The following is a 17,158-nucleotide window of genomic DNA, read 5'->3' as shown; positions in this document are numbered from 1 at the left end:
TTCCCACCCCACCTTTTAATATTGTTAGTGTTTGCAGCAAATAGCGGAATATTCCATTCATTTGACAAAAAAAGCTAAAAGTAATAAAATATATAACGTAATGATTACGATTTAGAAAGGGTGCTTTATTTTGAAACAAAACATCCATCCGCAAAATCATGAAGTCATATTCTATGATGTAAACAGCGGATATAAATTTTTGACCCATTCAACGAAAACTTCAAGTGAAACGATGGAATGGGAAGATGGGAAATTATATCCTGTGATAAAAGTAGAGGTTAGCTCAGATACTCACCCATTTTATACCGGCCGCCAAAAATTCAATGAAAAAGGCGGAAGGGTCGAGCAATTTAAGAAACGTTATAACATGTAAAAAACCAAGCCCTTATGAAGGCTTGGTTTTGTTTTTGTTACAAGGAAATTAAGAAATCTGGAACTGTGATATTTGTTCGTTTGAGAAAGTTCGTTTAATTATTGGGAGAAGGGCATGATTCAAAGCCCCATATGTGTTCTCTAAGATTAAAAGAAGGAAAAGAGCCAGAGAAAAGTCCATCAACGGGGTTCTGAAGGACAAAAAGAAGGGTAAGATCCAGAGAAAAGTCCATCATCAGGGTTCTGAAGGACAAAAAGAGGGAAAAGATCCAGAGAAAAAGTCCATCAACGGGGTTCTGAAGGACAAAAAGGAGGGAAAGACCCAGAGAAAAGTCCATCATCGGGGTTCTGAAGGACAAAAAGAGGGAAAAGAGCCAGAGAAAAACCTTCATAAGAATTCTGAAGGCTTTTTCAATGCTCAACATGGTTGCCTATAAAAAAATGAGCCAGTCCATAGACTGACTCATTTCTACTTAGTTCGAAAGTGCTTTTTTCAGCGTATCAAGGTTTTTTTGCATCAGGCTGAAATAATCTTCGCCGTTTTTCTCATCTTCTTCTGATATGGATTCTAGATTATGAAGCGTAAGACTGTCAGCCCCAATTTCATTTTTGACGATAGTCGAAATTTTGCTTGTGACATTGCTTTCGAAAATGACATATTTAATATCGTGTTCCTTTGCTGTTTCAACAAGTGTTTGAAGCTCCTTCTGTGAAGGCTCCTGGGTTGGTGAAAGGCCTAATACACTGATTTGCTCTATGCCATATCGCTCATGCCAATATCCGTAAGCAGCATGAGAAACTAAAATTTCTTTTTTATCAGCTTTTTTCACAGTTTCTTTAAATTCGGTATCGAGCTGTTCAAGCTCTTTTTTCAACGAATTGAAGTTTTCTGTATACGTTTTTTCATGATCTGGATCCATTTTTGTCAATGAATTCTTAATGTTTTCCGCTATTTGGATTGATAAGACAGGATCAAGCCATACGTGGGGATCTTTATCATGGTGATGTCCTTCTTCTTCGTGTCCTGCTTCACTTTCATGATTATGCTCTGCTTCATCTCCATGATCATGTGCTTCTTCACCCTCATGAGCATGTTCTTCGTCTTCTGATAAAAGTTCAATGCCTTCACCAGCTTTTACGATGTTGACATCATTGCTTTTTAAAGATTCAGCAGCTTTATCGGCAAATCCTTCTTCCCCTACACCTGAATAGATAAATGCATCTCCTTCTGCCATTTCAACGAGCGTTTTGGAGCTCGGTTCATACGTGTGAGCATCTGCATTCGGAGGATAAATGCTTGTTACATCGACATAATCACCGCCAATTTTCTTCGTGAAATCCTCCAGCGGATAAATGGTTGTATATACTTTCAGCTTATCGTCATTGGTTTTTGAGCTGTTTCCTGAATCATTACTGCAGCCGGCAAGTGCAGCAGCAAGTATAAGGGCAGCTGCGAACCCGAATCGTTTCTTCATTATTTATCTCCTCTCAAAATCAGTATGATTCCGATTTGTCATTGTCTGTAGATATTCTATCGTAATGGTTACGATTTGAAAAGAGGTTTTTTAAAATTTATGAATAATAGAGCGGGATAATTCTAATTGTAAAATGACTAAAAAACAAGTTATGTGCTATGATATAAAATAAAAGTTGATGATCTGTGTATAAAGGGAGAGAAATCAAAATGAGCTTATTAGAAGATATTTTGGAATTTAACGAACAATTTGTTGAAAAAAAGGAATATGAAAAATTCGAAACCACAAAATTTCCTAATAAAAAAATGGCTGTTTTAACCTGTATGGACACAAGGCTGGTTGAGCTTCTTCCTCATGCGATGAATGTGAAGAACGGAGATATTAAGCTGGTTAAAAGTGCAGGGGCTCTCGTTTCCCATCCGTTTGGAAGCATAATGAGGAGTTTGCTTGTTGCAATATACGAACTTAAGGCTGACGAAATATGTGTAGTCGGGCACCATGATTGCGGAATGAGCAAGATCGACAGCGGCGCTTTTTTGGAAAAAGCCGTTGAAAGAGGGATTCCAGAAGAACGTATTCAAATGCTTAAGTATGCGGGAGTCGATCTCGATACATGGCTGAAAAGCTTTCATACCTGCGAAGACAGTGTACGGGACAGCGTAGATATGATTAAGAACCATCCGCTGATGCCGCGGGATGTACCTGTTCACGGGCTCGTTATTGATCCGTCCACAGGAAAGCTTGATCTGGTCGTAGACGGGAACAAAAAATAATTACTTCTTTTTTTCCGGCACAGGATCGACCCCGCCTGGATGAAAGGGATGGCACTTTAGAATTCGTTTAATCGTCAGCCATCCTCCTTTGATCACGCCGTGTGTACGAATCGCTTCAATACCGTAATTGGAGCATGTCGGGTAAAATCGGCAGCTTGGGGGAGTAAGCGGTGAAATTGTTTTTTGATACAGCTGTATGAGCATCACGAATAGTTTTCCCAATACGAACACGTCCTTTTAAGCCTCATTATACGAAAAACGAAAAATAAATGCATCACCAATGAATTCAAACATTAATATGTTAAACTTGATAATAAGAATGACAGATAGGAGTGAAGCAATATGCCTTCAGTTGAAAGCTTTGAGCTTGATCATATAGCAGTGAAAGCGCCATATGTCAGGCATTGCGGAGTGCATAAAGTTGGAACAGACGGCGTAGTCAACAAATTCGATATCCGTTTTTGCCAGCCGAACAAACAGGCGATGAAGCCAGATACAATTCATACTCTTGAGCACTTATTGGCATTTACGATTCGCACGCATGCGGAGAACTACAGCCATTTTGATATTATCGATATTTCGCCGATGGGATGCCAGACGGGATACTATCTAGTTGTGAGCGGGGAACCTTCCGTTGAAGAAATTATTGACCTTTTGGATGCAACGATGAAGGAAGCCGTCGAGATCGAGGAAATACCTGCCGCCAACGAAAAACAATGCGGGCAGGCGAAGCTTCATGATTTAGATGGAGCGAAACGATTCATAAGATTTTGGCTGAGCCAAAGCAAAGAAGACCTTTTAAAGGTGTTCGGATAATGACGAAAGGAGCCTTTTTCTTTACATGAGAAAAAGGCTTTTTTTCATAAAAACACCTTGCTTATTGTTTATGCCTTTCGATTTTTTTAATCGGAATATAAAACGGTGGTTTTTGTGCATGATAAAACGGGTATAAGTAAACCAGAATAAACAAGGAGGAAGAGAGCATGTCTGAGAGATTAAATGAAGCAGTCAATAAGCAAGTTGCAAACTGGACCGTTATGTATGTAAAGCTACATAACTATCATTGGTATGTAAAAGGGAAGGACTTTTTCACCCTGCATGAAAAATTTGAAGAGCTTTATACCGAGGCAGCTACATATATCGATGATTTGGCAGAAAGGCTGCTTGCTCTAGACGGCGCTCCAGTCGCTACGATGAAGGAAAGCTTGGAGCTTGCCTCTGTCAAAGAAGCGAATGGAAATGAAAACTCTGAGCAAATGGTTCAGAGTATCTATGATGACTTTTCCATTATCGGCGAAGAGTTGAAAAGCGGAATCGGGCTGGCAGAAGAAGTGGATGATGAAACGACTGGTGACTTGCTGCTTTCGATACACCGCACAATTGAAAAACATAACTGGATGCTAAAAGCGTATCTTGGGAACTAGTCTAGATAGAAGATCGGTCTTAACCGGTCTTTTATTTATGGCTGAATTCCGAAAAATAACGCAAGATTTCATGCTAATTCGACATACTAAAGGAAAAACAAACGATAGGAATGAAGTCGTTGGAGAAAAACACGTATTATGTGTCCCTTGTCGGCCAAATGATATCCCAATCACCGGATGCTTCATCCTGGGACTTCAAAATTTTGGCCACACCTGATGAGATTCGCCAGCTGAGAGCGCTTTTTGACCAATTGTATTCATCCGACGTCAAAGGTTACTTGCGATCTCATATTCCTTTCTTGGAATACCATAATGATCAGCCAAATGATGACACCGACCATACGGCAAATCAAATTTACCGTCTTCTCTATGATTTAGGTGATGAAAATACGCGGGAGTTTATCAATGACGAGGTGCTCAGGTCAGCGAAGAAGGAATAAAGAACATCGGTTTTGGCTCTTCACGGAGGCGGTGATATGGTATGATATAGAAAGGAAGAAGGAAAGGAATTAGAGGGAATTTTTATGTTTACATTTAAGGATTATTATCGAAATACGGTTCATCTTTCCTTTGAAGAGGAGCCTTTTTCTAAAGCTCCCGGCCATGTATGGGTCATATGCCGCTACCGCGGGAGCTGGCTTTTAACGGATCACGGCGACAGAGGGTATGAATTTCCCGGAGGCAAAATTGAGCCGATGGAGAAGGCAGAGCAAGCAGCAGTGCGCGAGGTAAAAGAAGAAACGGGAGCTATTGTGGAAGAGCTGTCTTACATAGGTCAATACAAGGTTTTGGGTAAAGAAAAAATGATTATTAAAAATATATACTTTGCCCGTATCGATAAAATAGAAAAACAATCGACATACTATGAAACAAAAGGACCGGTTTTGCTTAAAGAGCTTCCAGAAAACATTAAAAAAAACCAACGATACAGCTTTGTCATGAAAGACGGTGTTCTTACGCACAGTATGAAACGGCTGGTGCAAAATGGATGGATTACTGAATAGCATTTGACTCGGGACAAACCGGGTTTTTTAATTTTTTAGGAGTGTAGGGTATGTGGATCAACAAAACTAGGTTTCCTTCTTCAAACCAACATGTCCGCTTGTTTGTCGTTACATATTTATCGCAAGGATTAAAGGTGAAGGGATTACTGGCTGAACCTTGCAAAGAAGGAAAGCACGATGGCTTTTTATATCTGCGCGGCGGTATAAAAAGTGTGGGTATGGTTCGTCCCGGTCGAATTATTCAATTTGCTTCACAGGGTTTTGTCGTACTTGCTCCTTTTTACAGAGGGAACCAAGGCGGGGAAGGGAATGAGGATTTTGCCGGAGAGGATCGGGAAGACGCTTTTTCGGCTTTTCGTATGCTTCAGCAGCATCCTAGTGTACATACGGATCGAATACATATTTTTGGCTTCTCGCGGGGCGGTATCATGGGAATATGGACGGCCATCGAAATGAAACACGAGGTTTCTTCCTTTGTTTCTTGGGGAGGAGTAAGTGATATCGCTTGTACCTATAAAGAGCGAAAGGACTTAAGGCGAATGATGAAAAGAGTGATAGGGGGAAATCCAAGCAAAGTGCCGGATGAGTATGATTTTCGCTCCCCTTTTCAAAAGCTTCATCACATGAGAGCTCCTGTATTGCTCATTCACGGTCTTCTCGATAAAAATGTATCGATTGAGCATTCCTATCGTCTTGAACGTGCGCTCGCTGAACATGGAATTCCGGTCACTGCTTGGTACAAGCCTGATTATACACATTATTTTCCCCCGCAAGAAAATCGGAAAATCGTTCGGCAACTCACTGCATGGATGAAAGCTCAGGAAAACGCCGGCGTAATACGTTAATCTAAGTTACAATAGAGGGAAAGAGGAGGAAATGAACATGGGCATGCCGGTTGAGTTGAATACGGTGATTGTAACGAAAGGAAATGAAAAGCGCCTAAATGATGAAAATCTCTTTGTACTTGTGAAAGAAGGCTATCGCCTTTATCCGCTTGACATTCCGTTGGAAGTCAGAAAAACAATTGAAGGCGAAAAAATCGGAACAGCCTATATTGAAAAGCTTGAGCTTGAACAGAAAAAAACACGTTTGACTTATAAATTAGTTTCACTTCATTCAACCAATTAAAGCTGGCGATATGATTCGCCAGCTTTTGTCTTAGTTTGGCCCGCCTTTTTCTTTAATAGCGGAAGGTATATTGGAGAACTTTTTAAAATTCAGCTTAAATTCATTGGCTAAAAATCGGGCTTTTTCCTGATATTCTTCTTGGGAAAACCAGGTTTTTTCCGGAAAGAGCACATCATCGGGAACACCTGGAACATGAATCGGGATATGAAGACCGAATACATCATCTTTAATCATTTCAGTATGATTCAATTCTCCATCAAGAGCTGCCCTCACCATAGTCCTTGTATATTTCAGGCTCATTCTCTTTCCGACTCCGTATCCACCGCCAGTCCACCCAGTGTTAACCAGAAAGACTTTTACGTCATGCTGTTCAATTTTATCGCCCAGCATTTTAGCATAGACATGAGGAGGAAGTGGAAGAAATGGCGAACCGAAGCATGTTGAGAACGTTGTTTCCGGAGATGTAACCCCTCTTTCCGTTCCCGCAAGCTTACTCGTATATCCGCTTAAAAAGTGGTACATTGCCTGTTCCTTTGTTAATTTGCTAATCGGAGGAAGAACGCCGAACGCGTCTGCGGTTAAAAATACAATTGCCTCCGGGTGCCCGGCAATGCTTGGCTTTAAACTATTGTTAATTGCATCGATAGGATAGGCAGCACGAGTGTTTTCTGTGTAAAATGTATCATTGTAGTCCGCGGCATGTGAGATTTCATCGATCATCACATTTTCAAGCACTGAGCCGAAGCGGATGGCATTAAAGATTTGTGGTTCATTCTCTTCGGACAGATTAACACATTTCGCATAGCAGCCGCCTTCAATGTTAAAGACATCTGTATTTGACCATCCGTGCTCGTCATCACCAACCAGCTTTCGGTTTGGATCAGCAGAAAGAGTCGTTTTTCCTGTCCCTGACAGTCCGAAGAAAAGCGCAACATTTCCTTCGGGTCCTACATTTGCCGAACAATGCATCGGTAAAATGCCGCGTTCTGGCAAAAGATAATTCATGACGGAGAAAACGGATTTTTTCATTTCTCCTGCATATTCTGTTCCCCCGATCAAGATGACTCTCCTTTTAAAAGATATGATGATAAACGTCTCTGAATGAGTCCCATCGATTGCCGGATCCGCCTTGAAATTAGGTGCAGAGATAATTGTAAATGAGGTTTCGACGGTCTTGTAGTCAGATGTACCCGGCCGGATAAATAATTGTCTCGCAAATAAATTATGCCACGCTAATTCATTAATAACTGTAATCGGTATGCGATATTTTTCATTAGCTCCTGCAAATCCTTCAAACACAAATAATTCCTCGCGCTGTTTTAAATAATCGGTCACTTTTGTGTAAAGCTTATCAAATGCCGTTTCTGAGAACGGCTGATTTACTGCTCCCCAATCAATGTTTTCCGTTGAGGAAGCTTCTTCAACGATAAATTTGTCTTTAGGCGACCTGCCGGTATATGCGCCAGTCGTCGCTCTAATCGCTCCAGTGGAAGTTAAGATCCCTTCATTTCGAAAAAGAATTTTTTCAACAAGCTTGGGAACGGATAAATTGAATTTCGTGTTTTCGCCGGTTAACAATGATTGCAGCTCACTTTTCATTTCCAATGGAGTCATATTTACCTTCCTTTACACATTATTTTATAGCAAATTTAAAAATAGTATAACACATTAATTTTAATAATCTATACTAATTATGTAGTTCTTTTGAACCTTTTCAACAGAAGAGGTTTGCCATATTGACACAACAAGAAGGATTGCGCTATGATTAGTCATTGAACGGATTCTCTTATCCCGAGCTGGCGGAGGGACAGGCCCAATGAAGCCCAGCAACCGGTTTTCTTATTCAATGAAAACCAAGGTGCTAACCTGTCGCAAGGTTCTATTCATACCTTGATCGATAAGAGTGAAAGGCTTGCAAATGTAGAACCTTTCCTCTAGTAAGGATAAGGTTTTTTGAGCTGTAAAAAACAACTCCAGGTTCATTTGGCAGGCAGAGCTTACCGTAAAATAGACCGAGAGGGAACGAGTTCCGTATCATATAGCAGATTAATACCTTGTATAGGTGTTAATCGTATTTTCAGGAGGAAATTGAATAATGACCAAACAACGTCGTCTTTTCACATCAGAATCGGTTACAGAGGGACATCCGGATAAAATATGTGACCAAATTTCTGATAGTATTTTAGATGAGATTTTGAAAAAGGATCCAAATGCAAGAGTTGCTTGTGAAACTTCTGTCACAACGGGTCTCGTTCTTGTAAGCGGTGAAATCACAACAACAACATACGTAGATATCCCAAAAACGGTCCGTGAAACGATAAAAGAGATTGGCTATACTCGCGCGAAGTATGGCTTCGATGCTGAGACGTGTGCTGTACTTACTTCAATAGATGAGCAGTCTGCCGATATTGCGCAGGGTGTAGACAAAGCATTGGAAGCCCGTGAAGGAACGATGTCAGATGCTGAGATCGAAGCAATCGGAGCAGGAGACCAAGGGCTGATGTTTGGATTTGCCTGCAATGAAACAAAAGAGCTCATGCCTCTGCCGATTTCACTTGCACATAAACTTTCAAGACGTTTAACGGAAGTGAGAAAGGAAGACATCCTTCCGTATCTTCGACCTGATGGAAAAACACAGGTGACAGTTGAATATGATGAAAACGACAAGCCGATCCGGATTGACACCATTGTCATCTCAACTCAGCACCATCCGGAAATATCACTGGAGCAGATCCAGCGCAATATTAAGGAGTACGTGATTACGCCAGTAGTGCCGAAAGAGCTAATTGATGAACAGACAAAATATTTCATTAACCCTACCGGCAGATTTGTGATAGGCGGACCGCAGGGAGATGCGGGTCTTACCGGAAGGAAAATTATCGTTGACACTTATGGCGGCTATGCGCGACACGGCGGTGGAGCGTTTTCCGGTAAAGATGCGACTAAAGTGGATCGTTCTGCAGCTTATGCAGCCCGCTACGTTGCAAAAAATATCGTAGCTGCTGGACTTGCGGAGTCTTGTGAAGTACAGCTTGCATACGCCATTGGTGTTGCCCGTCCGGTATCCATTTCAATCAATACATTCGGAACTGGAAAAGCTTCTGAGGAAAAATTGACAGAGGTCGTTTCAAAGCACTTTGATTTAAGGCCGGCAGGAATCATTAAAATGCTCGACTTGAGACGTCCAATCTATAAACAAACTGCAGCTTACGGACATTTTGGCCGCCATGACCTTGATCTGCCTTGGGAACGAACAGATAAAGCCGAAATTTTGAAGGCTGAAGCACTTTCATAAAGTGAAACTTCAATCAGTGGGGGGCTTTTCTTCCCCCACTGATTGTTAGTTGAACGAACCCTAGTTTTTACGGGCAGTTATCCCTCACCTAGGATTACTCGTTTACATTCAAAACCTTAAGGTGGGGGTCTTACTGCCCGTTAATACGGGATAAATAGTATTAAGAAGAAACGAAAAAAGCCGCTGGTTAGCGGCTTTTCATTTGATTTTGAACGATGAATGTTTTTGACGAATAAATTCTATTCCTGTAAAGTATAAGATATCTGGTTATTAAACTAATAATTAATGGAGGAAAAGCCATGTGTGGGTTTGTAGGAGTTCTAAACCATCGGCCATTATCACAGGTAGATAATCAAAAAGAGATTATTGCCCAAATGAATCGGTCGATTGTTCATCGCGGACCAGATGATGAAGGATATTATCACGATGCTCATGTAGGATTCGGTTTTAGAAGACTGAGCATTATCGACGTTGAAAACGGCAAACAGCCTTTATCATATGAAGACGAAAACTATTGGATCATTTTTAATGGTGAAATATATAACTATATTGAATTAAAAGAAGAATTAACACAAGAAGGGTATACATTTGAGACAGACTCTGACACGGAGGTTCTTCTCGCTACATACTGCAGATACAAAGAAGATGCTGCTTCCCGTTTAAGGGGAATGTTTTCTTTTTTAATATGGGATAAACAAGAAAAACTGTTATATGGTGCAAGAGATCCGTTTGGAATCAAACCTTTATACTATAAGAAAACCGATGGACAGGTCTATTTTGCTTCCGAAAGAAAAAGCTTATCCTCTGTGTCCAACGATTTTTCATTAGATAAAAAAGCTCTACAGCAATACATGTCTTTTCAATTTGTGCCAGAGCCCGATACATTGGACGAAAAAGTAAAAAAAGTAGGTCCCGGCCAGCAGTTTACTTTGCGCCCGGGAGGCGAGCTCCAATTTAATACGTATTGGAAGGTAAGCTTCCAGCCATCTGCAACGGAAGAAGGCAAGCTGATCAAAGAAGTAAGAGATATCATTTACGATTCTGTAAATGTCCATATGAGAAGCGATGTGCCGGTGGGGTCATTCCTGTCAGGCGGTATTGATTCTTCATTTATCGTATCTGTTGCGAAGGAATTCCACCCTGAACTGAAAACATTTTCTGTCGGATTTGAACAGGAAGGCTTCAGTGAAGTGGATGTTGCCAAGGAAACAGCTGAAAAACTTGGGGTAGAGAACTACCACGCGATTATTTCTGCAGAAGAATATATGAATGAGCTGCCGAAAATCATCTGGAATTTGGATGATCCGCTTGCTGATCCTGCTGCTATTCCATTGTATTTTGTTGCGAAAGAGGCGAAAAAGCAAGTAACGGTTGTTCTGTCCGGAGAAGGCGCTGACGAGCTATTCGGCGGTTATAACATTTATCGCGAGCCCCTTTCCTTAAAACCTTTTGAGCGTATTCCATCTATCTTGAAAAAAATGCTGCTTAGGCTGGCATCCGTTATGCCGGAAGGAATGAAAGGGAAAAGCTTTATAGTTAGAGGCTGTACTCCGCTTGAAAACCGTTATATCGGAAATGCGAAAATATTCGAAGAAGAAGCGAAGCAACAGGTTATTAAGCAGTACGATCCAAGCGTGAGCTATCGTGATGTCACCCATCCTTTCTTTGCGGAAAGCAAGGATTACAGTGACGTGAATAAAATGCAGTACGTTGATATTCATACCTGGCTGAGGGGAGACATTTTATTAAAAGCTGATAAAATGACGATGGCCCACTCCTTAGAGCTGCGGGTTCCGTTCTTGGACAAAAATGTGTTTGAGATAGCATCTAAAATACCGGATCATTTAAAAACAAAGGACGGCACAACCAAGTATATTCTTAGAAAAGCTGCCGAGGGAATTGTTCCAGACCACGTGTTAAATCGAAAAAAATTAGGTTTCCCTGTCCCTATCCGCCATTGGCTGAAAAATGAAATGCATGATTGGGCGATCACAATCATTAAAGAGAGTGAAACGGATGCCTATATCGATAAAAGCTATGTGCTAAGGCTTTTAGAAGATCATTGCGCCAATAAAGCGGATTACAGCAGAAAAATATGGACCGTGCTTATCTTCATGATTTGGCACAAAATATTTGTAGAAAAAGAAATGCTTCCTGAAGCAATGAATCATCAGCCTAAAGAAGTCATTTTTGGTTAAAGAAAAACTCACCAGACATGGTGAGTTTTTCTTATGCGTATCTTTTCGTCTCTTTAGGAAAGGCAATTTCTTCACATTCCAGCAATAAATCATTAAAAATCGTGTCCCAGCTTTGGGATTGGGCATATTCTCTGGCGTTTTTCTCAAATATTTTCCGTAATTTTGTATTCTCAAGCAAAAACGCAATGTGTTCGGCGAGTTCTTCCGGATTGTTAGGCTGAGCTAAAAACCCGGTATGCCCATGAGAGATCACATTTTTTACACCGCCTGAATTTGCGCCGATGACAGGCGTGCCAGATGCTAAAGCTTCAAGTGCTGCATTTCCGAATGTTTCAGTAGGGGACGGAAAAACAAACAGGTCCGAGCTCGCATAAATCTCAGATAGCTCTTTACCTTTTTTATAGCCGGCAATCGTCATATTTGGGGGTGCTTGGCTTTCGAGGTGGTGCTTCATCGGACCGTCACCAACAATCAGCCAATGAATGTTTTTTTCAGCTAGCAGCGGGTGTTCTGCAGCTTTTAATAGGGATTTCAAGTCCTTTTCGGGCGCCAGCCGTCCAACATAAGATAATAGGTAGGTATCGTCATTTATTGAATAGTTTTTTTTCACATCAGGGGTAGAATGCGAGGGACTGAAATTCAAACAATCCACTCCTCGTTTCCAAAGAGAGAGATTTTGGAATTTTTTACTTTTTAATTCGTTCAACGTCTCTTCAGAAGGAGCGAAGATTTTCTGGAAGGACTTGTGGAACCAATGCATATATTTCCAGAAAAAACGTGAGAGCAATTGTAAATCATAGTAGGATAAATACTGGTCAAAATTTGTGTGATAGGATCCGACAAGCGGGATATTCCATTTTTTTGCGTAATGAAGCCCGCAAAGCCCCATATTAAATGGAGTCGCAATATGAATCAGATCAGGTTTGAACTGATGAATCTCGGCTTTAATTTGATGAAACTTAGGCAGTGCTAAACGGCATTCCGGATAGAGAAAGAAGGGCAGGCTGGAGAACCTGTGGATATGGTTTGAGAATTTCGTTTCAACTGTACTTTCGGGTGCAAATACGATATAGCTGTGGCCGTTTTTCTCCAAATATTCCGTATACCTTTTCAACGTTTTGGCAACGCCATTGACGTCAGGAACAAATGTATCCGTAAATATCGCAATTTTCATCGCTGACCCCTCCATTTGATGAAATATATCTTTACTTCTATGGTATTAGGAAATTGTGATGGAAATAATAACTTTATGTGAATTTTCGTAAGAGGAATGTAAAAGCTGACGATGTTCTTCTATACAAAGAGGTGGTAAAGCTTTTGCTTAACGTGAGAAAAATGGTAAGGTAATTATGGCGAAGATGGGAATCTCGCCGCCGATTTATATTCCTGTCCTTTTGCAACATATTCTCTGCGAATTCTCTCCATGTCTTTTATATCTTTTTCATTTAAAGGGCGTATGACTTTTGCAGGTCTGCCAAATGCAAGATGCCTTGCGGGGATCCTTTTTCCTGGTGGGACGAGGCTGCCGGCTCCTATGAAGGCTTCTTCTCCGATTTCGGCACCGTCTAAAATAAGAGAGCCCATTCCGATGAGTGATTTTTTCCGCAAAATCGAACTGTGTAATGTCACTTGATGTCCTACTGTTACGTCATCTTCAATGATCAGCGGGCGATTTGGGCTTTGATGAAGACAGCATAGATCCTGAATGTTAACCCGCTTGCCTATTCTCGTTGGAGCAACGTCTCCTCTGATAACGGTTGAAAACCAGATGCTTGAATATTCTTCGATTTTTACATCACCTGTTATAATGGTATGATCAGCGGTGAAAACAGTTTCGTGAATGTCGGGTGTGATCTGCTTAAATGAATATATCATCTAGACAACTTCCTTTCTAAATAAATTTGAGGTGAGATCATGTGGAAATGGTTTGCTGAACAGCCTGTTGCAACAATTGTGATTATTCATGGTGCTTGTGAGTATCACGGCAGATATAAATGGTTAATTGAAATGTGGAGAACCTCGGGCTACAATGTCATCATGGGCGATTTGCCTGGACAAGGAACATCGACACGGGCGAGAGGTCATATCAATTCTTTCAGGGAATACATCGATGAGGTTACCCTGTGGGTGGAAGAAGCGAAAAAAATGGAATTGCCGTTGTTTCTTCTTGGACACAGCATGGGCGGACTCATCGCGATCACATGGTATAAGGAGAATCACAGCTCTCCTGTTAAGGGTATCATTTTATCCTCGCCTTGTCTTGGCGTGCAAGTTAAAGTAAACAAGTTTCTCGATATTGCTTCAAAAGGGTTGAATAAAGTTCTCCCTACCTTTCGTGTTGATTCTGGGCTTACGATCGAAATGGCCACAAGAAATCAAGAGGTTATCCAGGCAGACGAAAATGATTCCCTTTATATTACAAAGGTTTCGGTCAGATGGTATCGCGAGCTTTTGAAAGCAATCGAAGAAACAGCCAAACCCACGGAAGCTTATTTGAATATTCCTTTGCTTCTTATGCAGGCAGGAGACGATAAAGTGGTTGATAAATCAATGGTTATCAATTGGTTTAACCAGTTAAAATCCCACAACAAATCATACCGGGAGTGGGAGGGTTTGTATCATGAAATATTTAACGAACCTGAACGGGAAGACGTGTTTCAGGCAGCGCGCAATTTTACAGATCAATTAATAGACACAGAAAAACAGCAAATAGAGAGGTGAAGCAAATGTCTTCCATTCCTGAACATCCTCTTTCCCTTATGGCTAAGGTATACAGGGGGATATTTCCCAGTGTCCATCAAAATTTGGATGATTGGCGCAAACGGGCAGTACGAATATCAAATCCGGAACTAAAATCACAGGCGCTGGCAAGTTTAAAGGATAAAGCCTTTCACTGTGAGGGCGGGGGGATCTTCGCATTACTTTCTGGGAATGGCCGCGAGTTATGCATAGAGTTTATTACCGCTTATCAAACGATTAGCGATTATTTGGATAATTTATGTGACCGTAGCACATCTCTTGACCCGAACGATTTTGAGATGCTGCATCAATCGATGAAGGATGCGCTTACCGTTGGTGCTCCTTTAAAAAATTATTATAAGTATAGGGACGATCAGGACGATAATGGATATTTACATACACTTGTTTCAACCTGTCAAAAGGTGCTCAGTAAGATAGAGCATTATGAGATCATCAAGCCGTATTTGCTTGAATTGGCAGGATATTATTGTGATCTGCAAGTACATAAGCATGTGGTTATCAATGAAAGGGTTCCCCGGCTAAAAAGGTGGTTTGAGACGTATAAGCAGCATCTGCCTCATATGGAATGGTATGAATTCTCAGCCTGCGCCGGTTCGACGTTAGGTATTTTTTGTTTGGTTGCTTATTCGTTTCAAGATGAATTTGACCAGGCACTTGCCCAAAAGATTTACGAGAGCTATTTTCCCTACATTCAAGGGCTTCATATTCTATTGGATTATTTGATCGATCAAGAAGAAGACCTGGCAGAGGGCGATTTGAATTTTTGCACTTACTATCATTCACGCCCGGAAATGACGAAAAGGCTTATGCATTTTATCGAAAAAGCGGATGAGCATTTAAAAGGCATTCCGCACGAAAACTTTCACCGATTCATAAATAGAGGGCTTTTAGGGGTTTATTTATCAGACGATAAAGTCATTGGACAAAAAGACATGGCGAAGCTGGCAAAAAAGCTAATAAAAGCTGGCGGAAGTACTTCTTTTTTCTTTTACATCAACGGGAGAGCCTATAGAAAATTTCAGAAATTCCGTACGAAAATCTAATTTAAAAGTCCGGGCCTAGTCAGGCTTCGGACTTTTTTCAATAGCAATTACAAAGGGAGGATAATTGGTTTGATTAATATATTGGTACGTCATTACACGTGCCAATCGCGGATCAAGCCCCTCGCAAAAGGCGAGTAATTCCTGTTTTTCTTGTTTGCCTTCCTCATGGCCGTGATACACAACAAGAACGATGATCCCTTTATCCTTTAACAGGTGAAGCAGCTGGCCGACTGCAGATATCGTGGATGCAGCCGATGTTGTAACGGATTTATCGCTGCCCGGCAAATAACCGAGATTAAAAACGGCTGCAGCTACTTGTCCATGGATTATTTCAGGGAGACAGGCTGTCAGGTGTTCATGGCTTTTTAAAAAAAGGGTTGTGTTACCTATTGCTGCTTGATCCAGCTTTGCTTTCGTGTTCACGAGCGCTTGTTCTTGCACATCAAATGCATAGACATGGCCATCTTTTCCGACCAGCGTCGATAAAAAAAGTGTATCGTTGCCATTTCCCATCGTACCATCAATGACGATGTCTCCAGGAACGGCAGCAAGCTCGAGCAGATATTTGCTAAAAGGCAGTATTTTTGGCAAAGTCATGATAATGATTCCTGCTTACGTGAATGATAAAATTTTCCTTGATAGCTTCCTCTTTTTTCGAGCTCGCCATCTATCGCACTCAAAACTTCCCATTTATTGACACTCCACATCGGACCTACCATTAATTCAATCGGACCGTCTCCGGTTATACGATGAATGATCATTTCGGGAGGAAGAATTTCAAGCTGATCACAGACAAGCTGAACGTACTCCGTTTGCGACAAAAACTGCAGCTTCCCTTTTTCGTATTGCTTCACCATCGGTGTTCCTTTTAGCAAATGCAGCAAATGGATTTTTATCCCTTGTACGTCCAACCGGGCAACGGCTTCTGCCGTTTCCATCATCATTTCACGGTTTTCAAGCGGAAGTCCGTTGATAATATGTGAACAGACGCGGATTCCATGCTTTCTCAGCTTGTTGACTCCTTCTACATAGCATTCATAATCGTGGGCACGATTAATCAGCATTGCAGTTCGTTCATGTACCGTTTGCAGCCCAAGTTCAACCCACAAATACGTTCGCTCATTTAGTTCTGCCAAGTACTCGACGACATCATCGGGCAGACAGTCAGGACGTGTTGCTATGGATAAGCCGATCACTCCGTCCAATGAAAGGACCGATTCATATTTTTCCCTCAGAACTTCGACGGGTGCATGAGTATTAGTAAAGGCTTGAAAATAAGCCATGTATTTTCCGTCTTTCCATTTCAAGTGCATCCGGTCTTTAATTTCATGAAATTGGGTCACAAGATCATCGGCACGATTTCCGGCAAAATCACCGGATCCCGCCGCACTGCAAAATGTGCAGCCGCCACGAGCGGCTGTGCCGTCACGGTTGGGGCAGTCAAATCCGCCGTCTAAAGCTACTTTAAAGACTTTATGTCCAAAGATGCTTCGTAAATGATAATTCCACGTATGGTATCTTTTTTCGTTATTCGCATATGGAAAAGGGTTGCTCTGATTCAATCAGAAAACCTCCTTATAGTATGTATCGCATCCCTATATATTAGCACGCCTGTGCAAGGTCCGACAAACCCATGCCTCCATTTTTTTCTATCATGGACTTTTTTGTTCTGGTCAAACTAAAGAG

At 41.3% G+C, this 17,158-nt stretch carries 20 protein-coding genes and 1 riboswitch; of the genes, 13 read left to right on the top strand and 7 right to left on the bottom strand.

The window, feature by feature from the left end; genetic code table 11:
• The first annotated feature begins 130 nt into the window (after positions 1–130).
• Together JOC74_RS19040 and JOC74_RS19035 are read left to right on the top strand one after the other, a co-directional pair.
• Positions 131–373: a type B 50S ribosomal protein L31 gene (locus tag JOC74_RS19040; protein ID WP_053603878.1), complete on the top strand. Its 243-nt coding sequence runs from the start codon at positions 131–133 to the stop codon at positions 371–373.
• Positions 374–506: 133 nt separating this feature from the next.
• Positions 507–809 (top strand): hypothetical protein, encoded by a 303-nt coding sequence (locus JOC74_RS19035; protein ID WP_192841144.1) that lies wholly within the window; start codon positions 507–509, stop codon positions 807–809.
• A 36-nt stretch (positions 810–845) separates the two neighbouring features.
• Here the strand turns inward: JOC74_RS19035 and JOC74_RS19030 are convergent, their stop codons facing one another.
• A complete protein-coding gene (locus JOC74_RS19030) occupies positions 846–1,847 on the bottom strand; it encodes a metal ABC transporter substrate-binding protein (RefSeq protein ID WP_053603877.1) in 1,002 nt (333 codons plus the stop codon).
• Between the two features lie 209 nt (positions 1,848–2,056).
• On the opposite strand from JOC74_RS19030, the gene JOC74_RS19025 reads away from it, so the two are divergent.
• Positions 2,057–2,620 carry a beta-class carbonic anhydrase gene (locus JOC74_RS19025; RefSeq protein WP_053603876.1) on the top strand — a complete coding sequence of 188 codons (564 nt, stop codon included), beginning with the start codon at positions 2,057–2,059 and terminating at the stop codon, positions 2,618–2,620.
• On the opposite strand, the gene yidD is transcribed toward JOC74_RS19025, so the two are convergent.
• On the bottom strand, positions 2,621–2,824 hold the full coding sequence (yidD, locus tag JOC74_RS19020; protein WP_053606078.1) for a membrane protein insertion efficiency factor YidD: 204 nt from the start codon (positions 2,822–2,824) through the stop codon (positions 2,621–2,623).
• A 138-nt stretch (positions 2,825–2,962) separates the two neighbouring features.
• Between yidD and JOC74_RS19015 the strand changes: the two genes are divergently transcribed.
• The 6 genes from JOC74_RS19015 to JOC74_RS18990 all read left to right on the top strand — a co-directional run bounded on the left by JOC74_RS19015 (position 2,963) and on the right by JOC74_RS18990 (position 6,176).
• Positions 2,963–3,436 (top strand): S-ribosylhomocysteine lyase, encoded by a 474-nt coding sequence (locus tag JOC74_RS19015; protein WP_053603875.1) that lies wholly within the window; start codon positions 2,963–2,965, stop codon positions 3,434–3,436.
• A 167-nt stretch (positions 3,437–3,603) separates the two neighbouring features.
• Positions 3,604–4,044 carry a Dps family protein gene (locus JOC74_RS19010; protein ID WP_053603874.1) on the top strand — a complete coding sequence of 147 codons (441 nt, stop codon included), beginning with the start codon at positions 3,604–3,606 and terminating at the stop codon, positions 4,042–4,044.
• 119 nt (positions 4,045–4,163) lie between these two features.
• Positions 4,164–4,484: a hydrolase gene (locus JOC74_RS19005; protein ID WP_098945231.1), complete on the top strand. Its 321-nt coding sequence runs from the start codon at positions 4,164–4,166 to the stop codon at positions 4,482–4,484.
• 84 nt (positions 4,485–4,568) lie between these two features.
• Positions 4,569–5,048: an RNA deprotection pyrophosphohydrolase gene (gene ytkD, locus JOC74_RS19000; RefSeq protein ID WP_053603872.1), complete on the top strand. Its 480-nt coding sequence runs from the start codon at positions 4,569–4,571 to the stop codon at positions 5,046–5,048.
• 50 nt (positions 5,049–5,098) lie between these two features.
• Positions 5,099–5,893, top strand: coding sequence for an alpha/beta hydrolase family protein (locus JOC74_RS18995; RefSeq protein WP_053603871.1), 795 nt, complete (start codon positions 5,099–5,101; stop codon positions 5,891–5,893).
• Between the two features lie 37 nt (positions 5,894–5,930).
• On the top strand, positions 5,931–6,176 hold the full coding sequence (locus JOC74_RS18990; RefSeq protein ID WP_053603870.1) for a DUF2584 domain-containing protein: 246 nt from the start codon (positions 5,931–5,933) through the stop codon (positions 6,174–6,176).
• Between the two features lie 30 nt (positions 6,177–6,206).
• Here the strand turns inward: JOC74_RS18990 and pckA are convergent, their stop codons facing one another.
• Positions 6,207–7,790, bottom strand: coding sequence for a phosphoenolpyruvate carboxykinase (ATP) (gene pckA, locus JOC74_RS18985; protein WP_053603869.1), 1,584 nt, complete (start codon positions 7,788–7,790; stop codon positions 6,207–6,209).
• 169 nt (positions 7,791–7,959) lie between these two features.
• A riboswitch (SAM riboswitch) is annotated at positions 7,960–8,080 on the top strand.
• Positions 8,081–8,271: 191 nt separating this feature from the next.
• On the opposite strand from pckA, the gene metK reads away from it, so the two are divergent.
• Positions 8,272–9,471, top strand: a complete 1,200-nt coding sequence (gene metK, locus JOC74_RS18980) for a methionine adenosyltransferase (RefSeq protein ID WP_053603868.1) — start codon at positions 8,272–8,274, stop codon at positions 9,469–9,471.
• Positions 9,472–9,770: 299 nt separating this feature from the next.
• Positions 9,771–11,669, top strand: coding sequence for an asparagine synthase (glutamine-hydrolyzing) (gene asnB, locus JOC74_RS18975; RefSeq protein ID WP_053603867.1), 1,899 nt, complete (start codon positions 9,771–9,773; stop codon positions 11,667–11,669).
• A 31-nt stretch (positions 11,670–11,700) separates the two neighbouring features.
• Here asnB and JOC74_RS18970 read toward each other — a convergent pair whose 3' ends face one another.
• Both JOC74_RS18970 and JOC74_RS18965 read right to left on the bottom strand, forming a co-directional pair.
• Positions 11,701–12,843, bottom strand: a complete 1,143-nt coding sequence (locus tag JOC74_RS18970) for a glycosyltransferase family 4 protein (RefSeq protein WP_053603866.1) — start codon at positions 12,841–12,843, stop codon at positions 11,701–11,703.
• Positions 12,844–13,016: 173 nt separating this feature from the next.
• Positions 13,017–13,544 (bottom strand): gamma carbonic anhydrase, encoded by a 528-nt coding sequence (locus JOC74_RS18965; RefSeq protein WP_053603865.1) that lies wholly within the window; start codon positions 13,542–13,544, stop codon positions 13,017–13,019.
• Positions 13,545–13,583: 39 nt separating this feature from the next.
• Here JOC74_RS18965 and JOC74_RS18960 point away from each other — a divergent pair, with 39 nt between their 5' ends.
• Both JOC74_RS18960 and tbcS read left to right on the top strand, forming a co-directional pair.
• On the top strand, positions 13,584–14,390 hold the full coding sequence (locus JOC74_RS18960) for an alpha/beta hydrolase (RefSeq protein ID WP_053603864.1): 807 nt from the start codon (positions 13,584–13,586) through the stop codon (positions 14,388–14,390).
• A gap of 5 nt (positions 14,391–14,395) precedes the next feature.
• Positions 14,396–15,472 (top strand): tetraprenyl-beta-curcumene synthase, encoded by a 1,077-nt coding sequence (tbcS, locus tag JOC74_RS18955; protein ID WP_053603863.1) that lies wholly within the window; start codon positions 14,396–14,398, stop codon positions 15,470–15,472.
• Positions 15,473–15,487: 15 nt separating this feature from the next.
• On the opposite strand, the gene mnmM is transcribed toward tbcS, so the two are convergent.
• Together mnmM and mnmL are read right to left on the bottom strand one after the other, a co-directional pair.
• Positions 15,488–16,069 (bottom strand): tRNA 5-(aminomethyl)-2-thiouridylate-methyltransferase MnmM, encoded by a 582-nt coding sequence (gene mnmM, locus JOC74_RS18950; protein WP_053603862.1) that lies wholly within the window; start codon positions 16,067–16,069, stop codon positions 15,488–15,490.
• Positions 16,066–17,034, bottom strand: coding sequence for a tRNA modification radical SAM protein MnmL/YtqA (gene mnmL / locus JOC74_RS18945; protein WP_053603861.1), 969 nt, complete (start codon positions 17,032–17,034; stop codon positions 16,066–16,068). Before mnmL ends, mnmM begins: the two co-directional genes overlap by 4 nt.
• Positions 17,035–17,158: the final 124 nt, after the last annotated feature.

Origin of the sequence: Bacillus capparidis (assembly GCF_017832095.1) — a bacterium.
In the GTDB taxonomy this organism is placed as follows: domain Bacteria; phylum Bacillota; class Bacilli; order Bacillales; family Bacillaceae; genus Bacillus; species Bacillus gobiensis.
The sequence above is the reverse complement of the archived record's forward strand: the minus strand, read 5'-3'. Positions and strand labels throughout refer to the sequence as shown.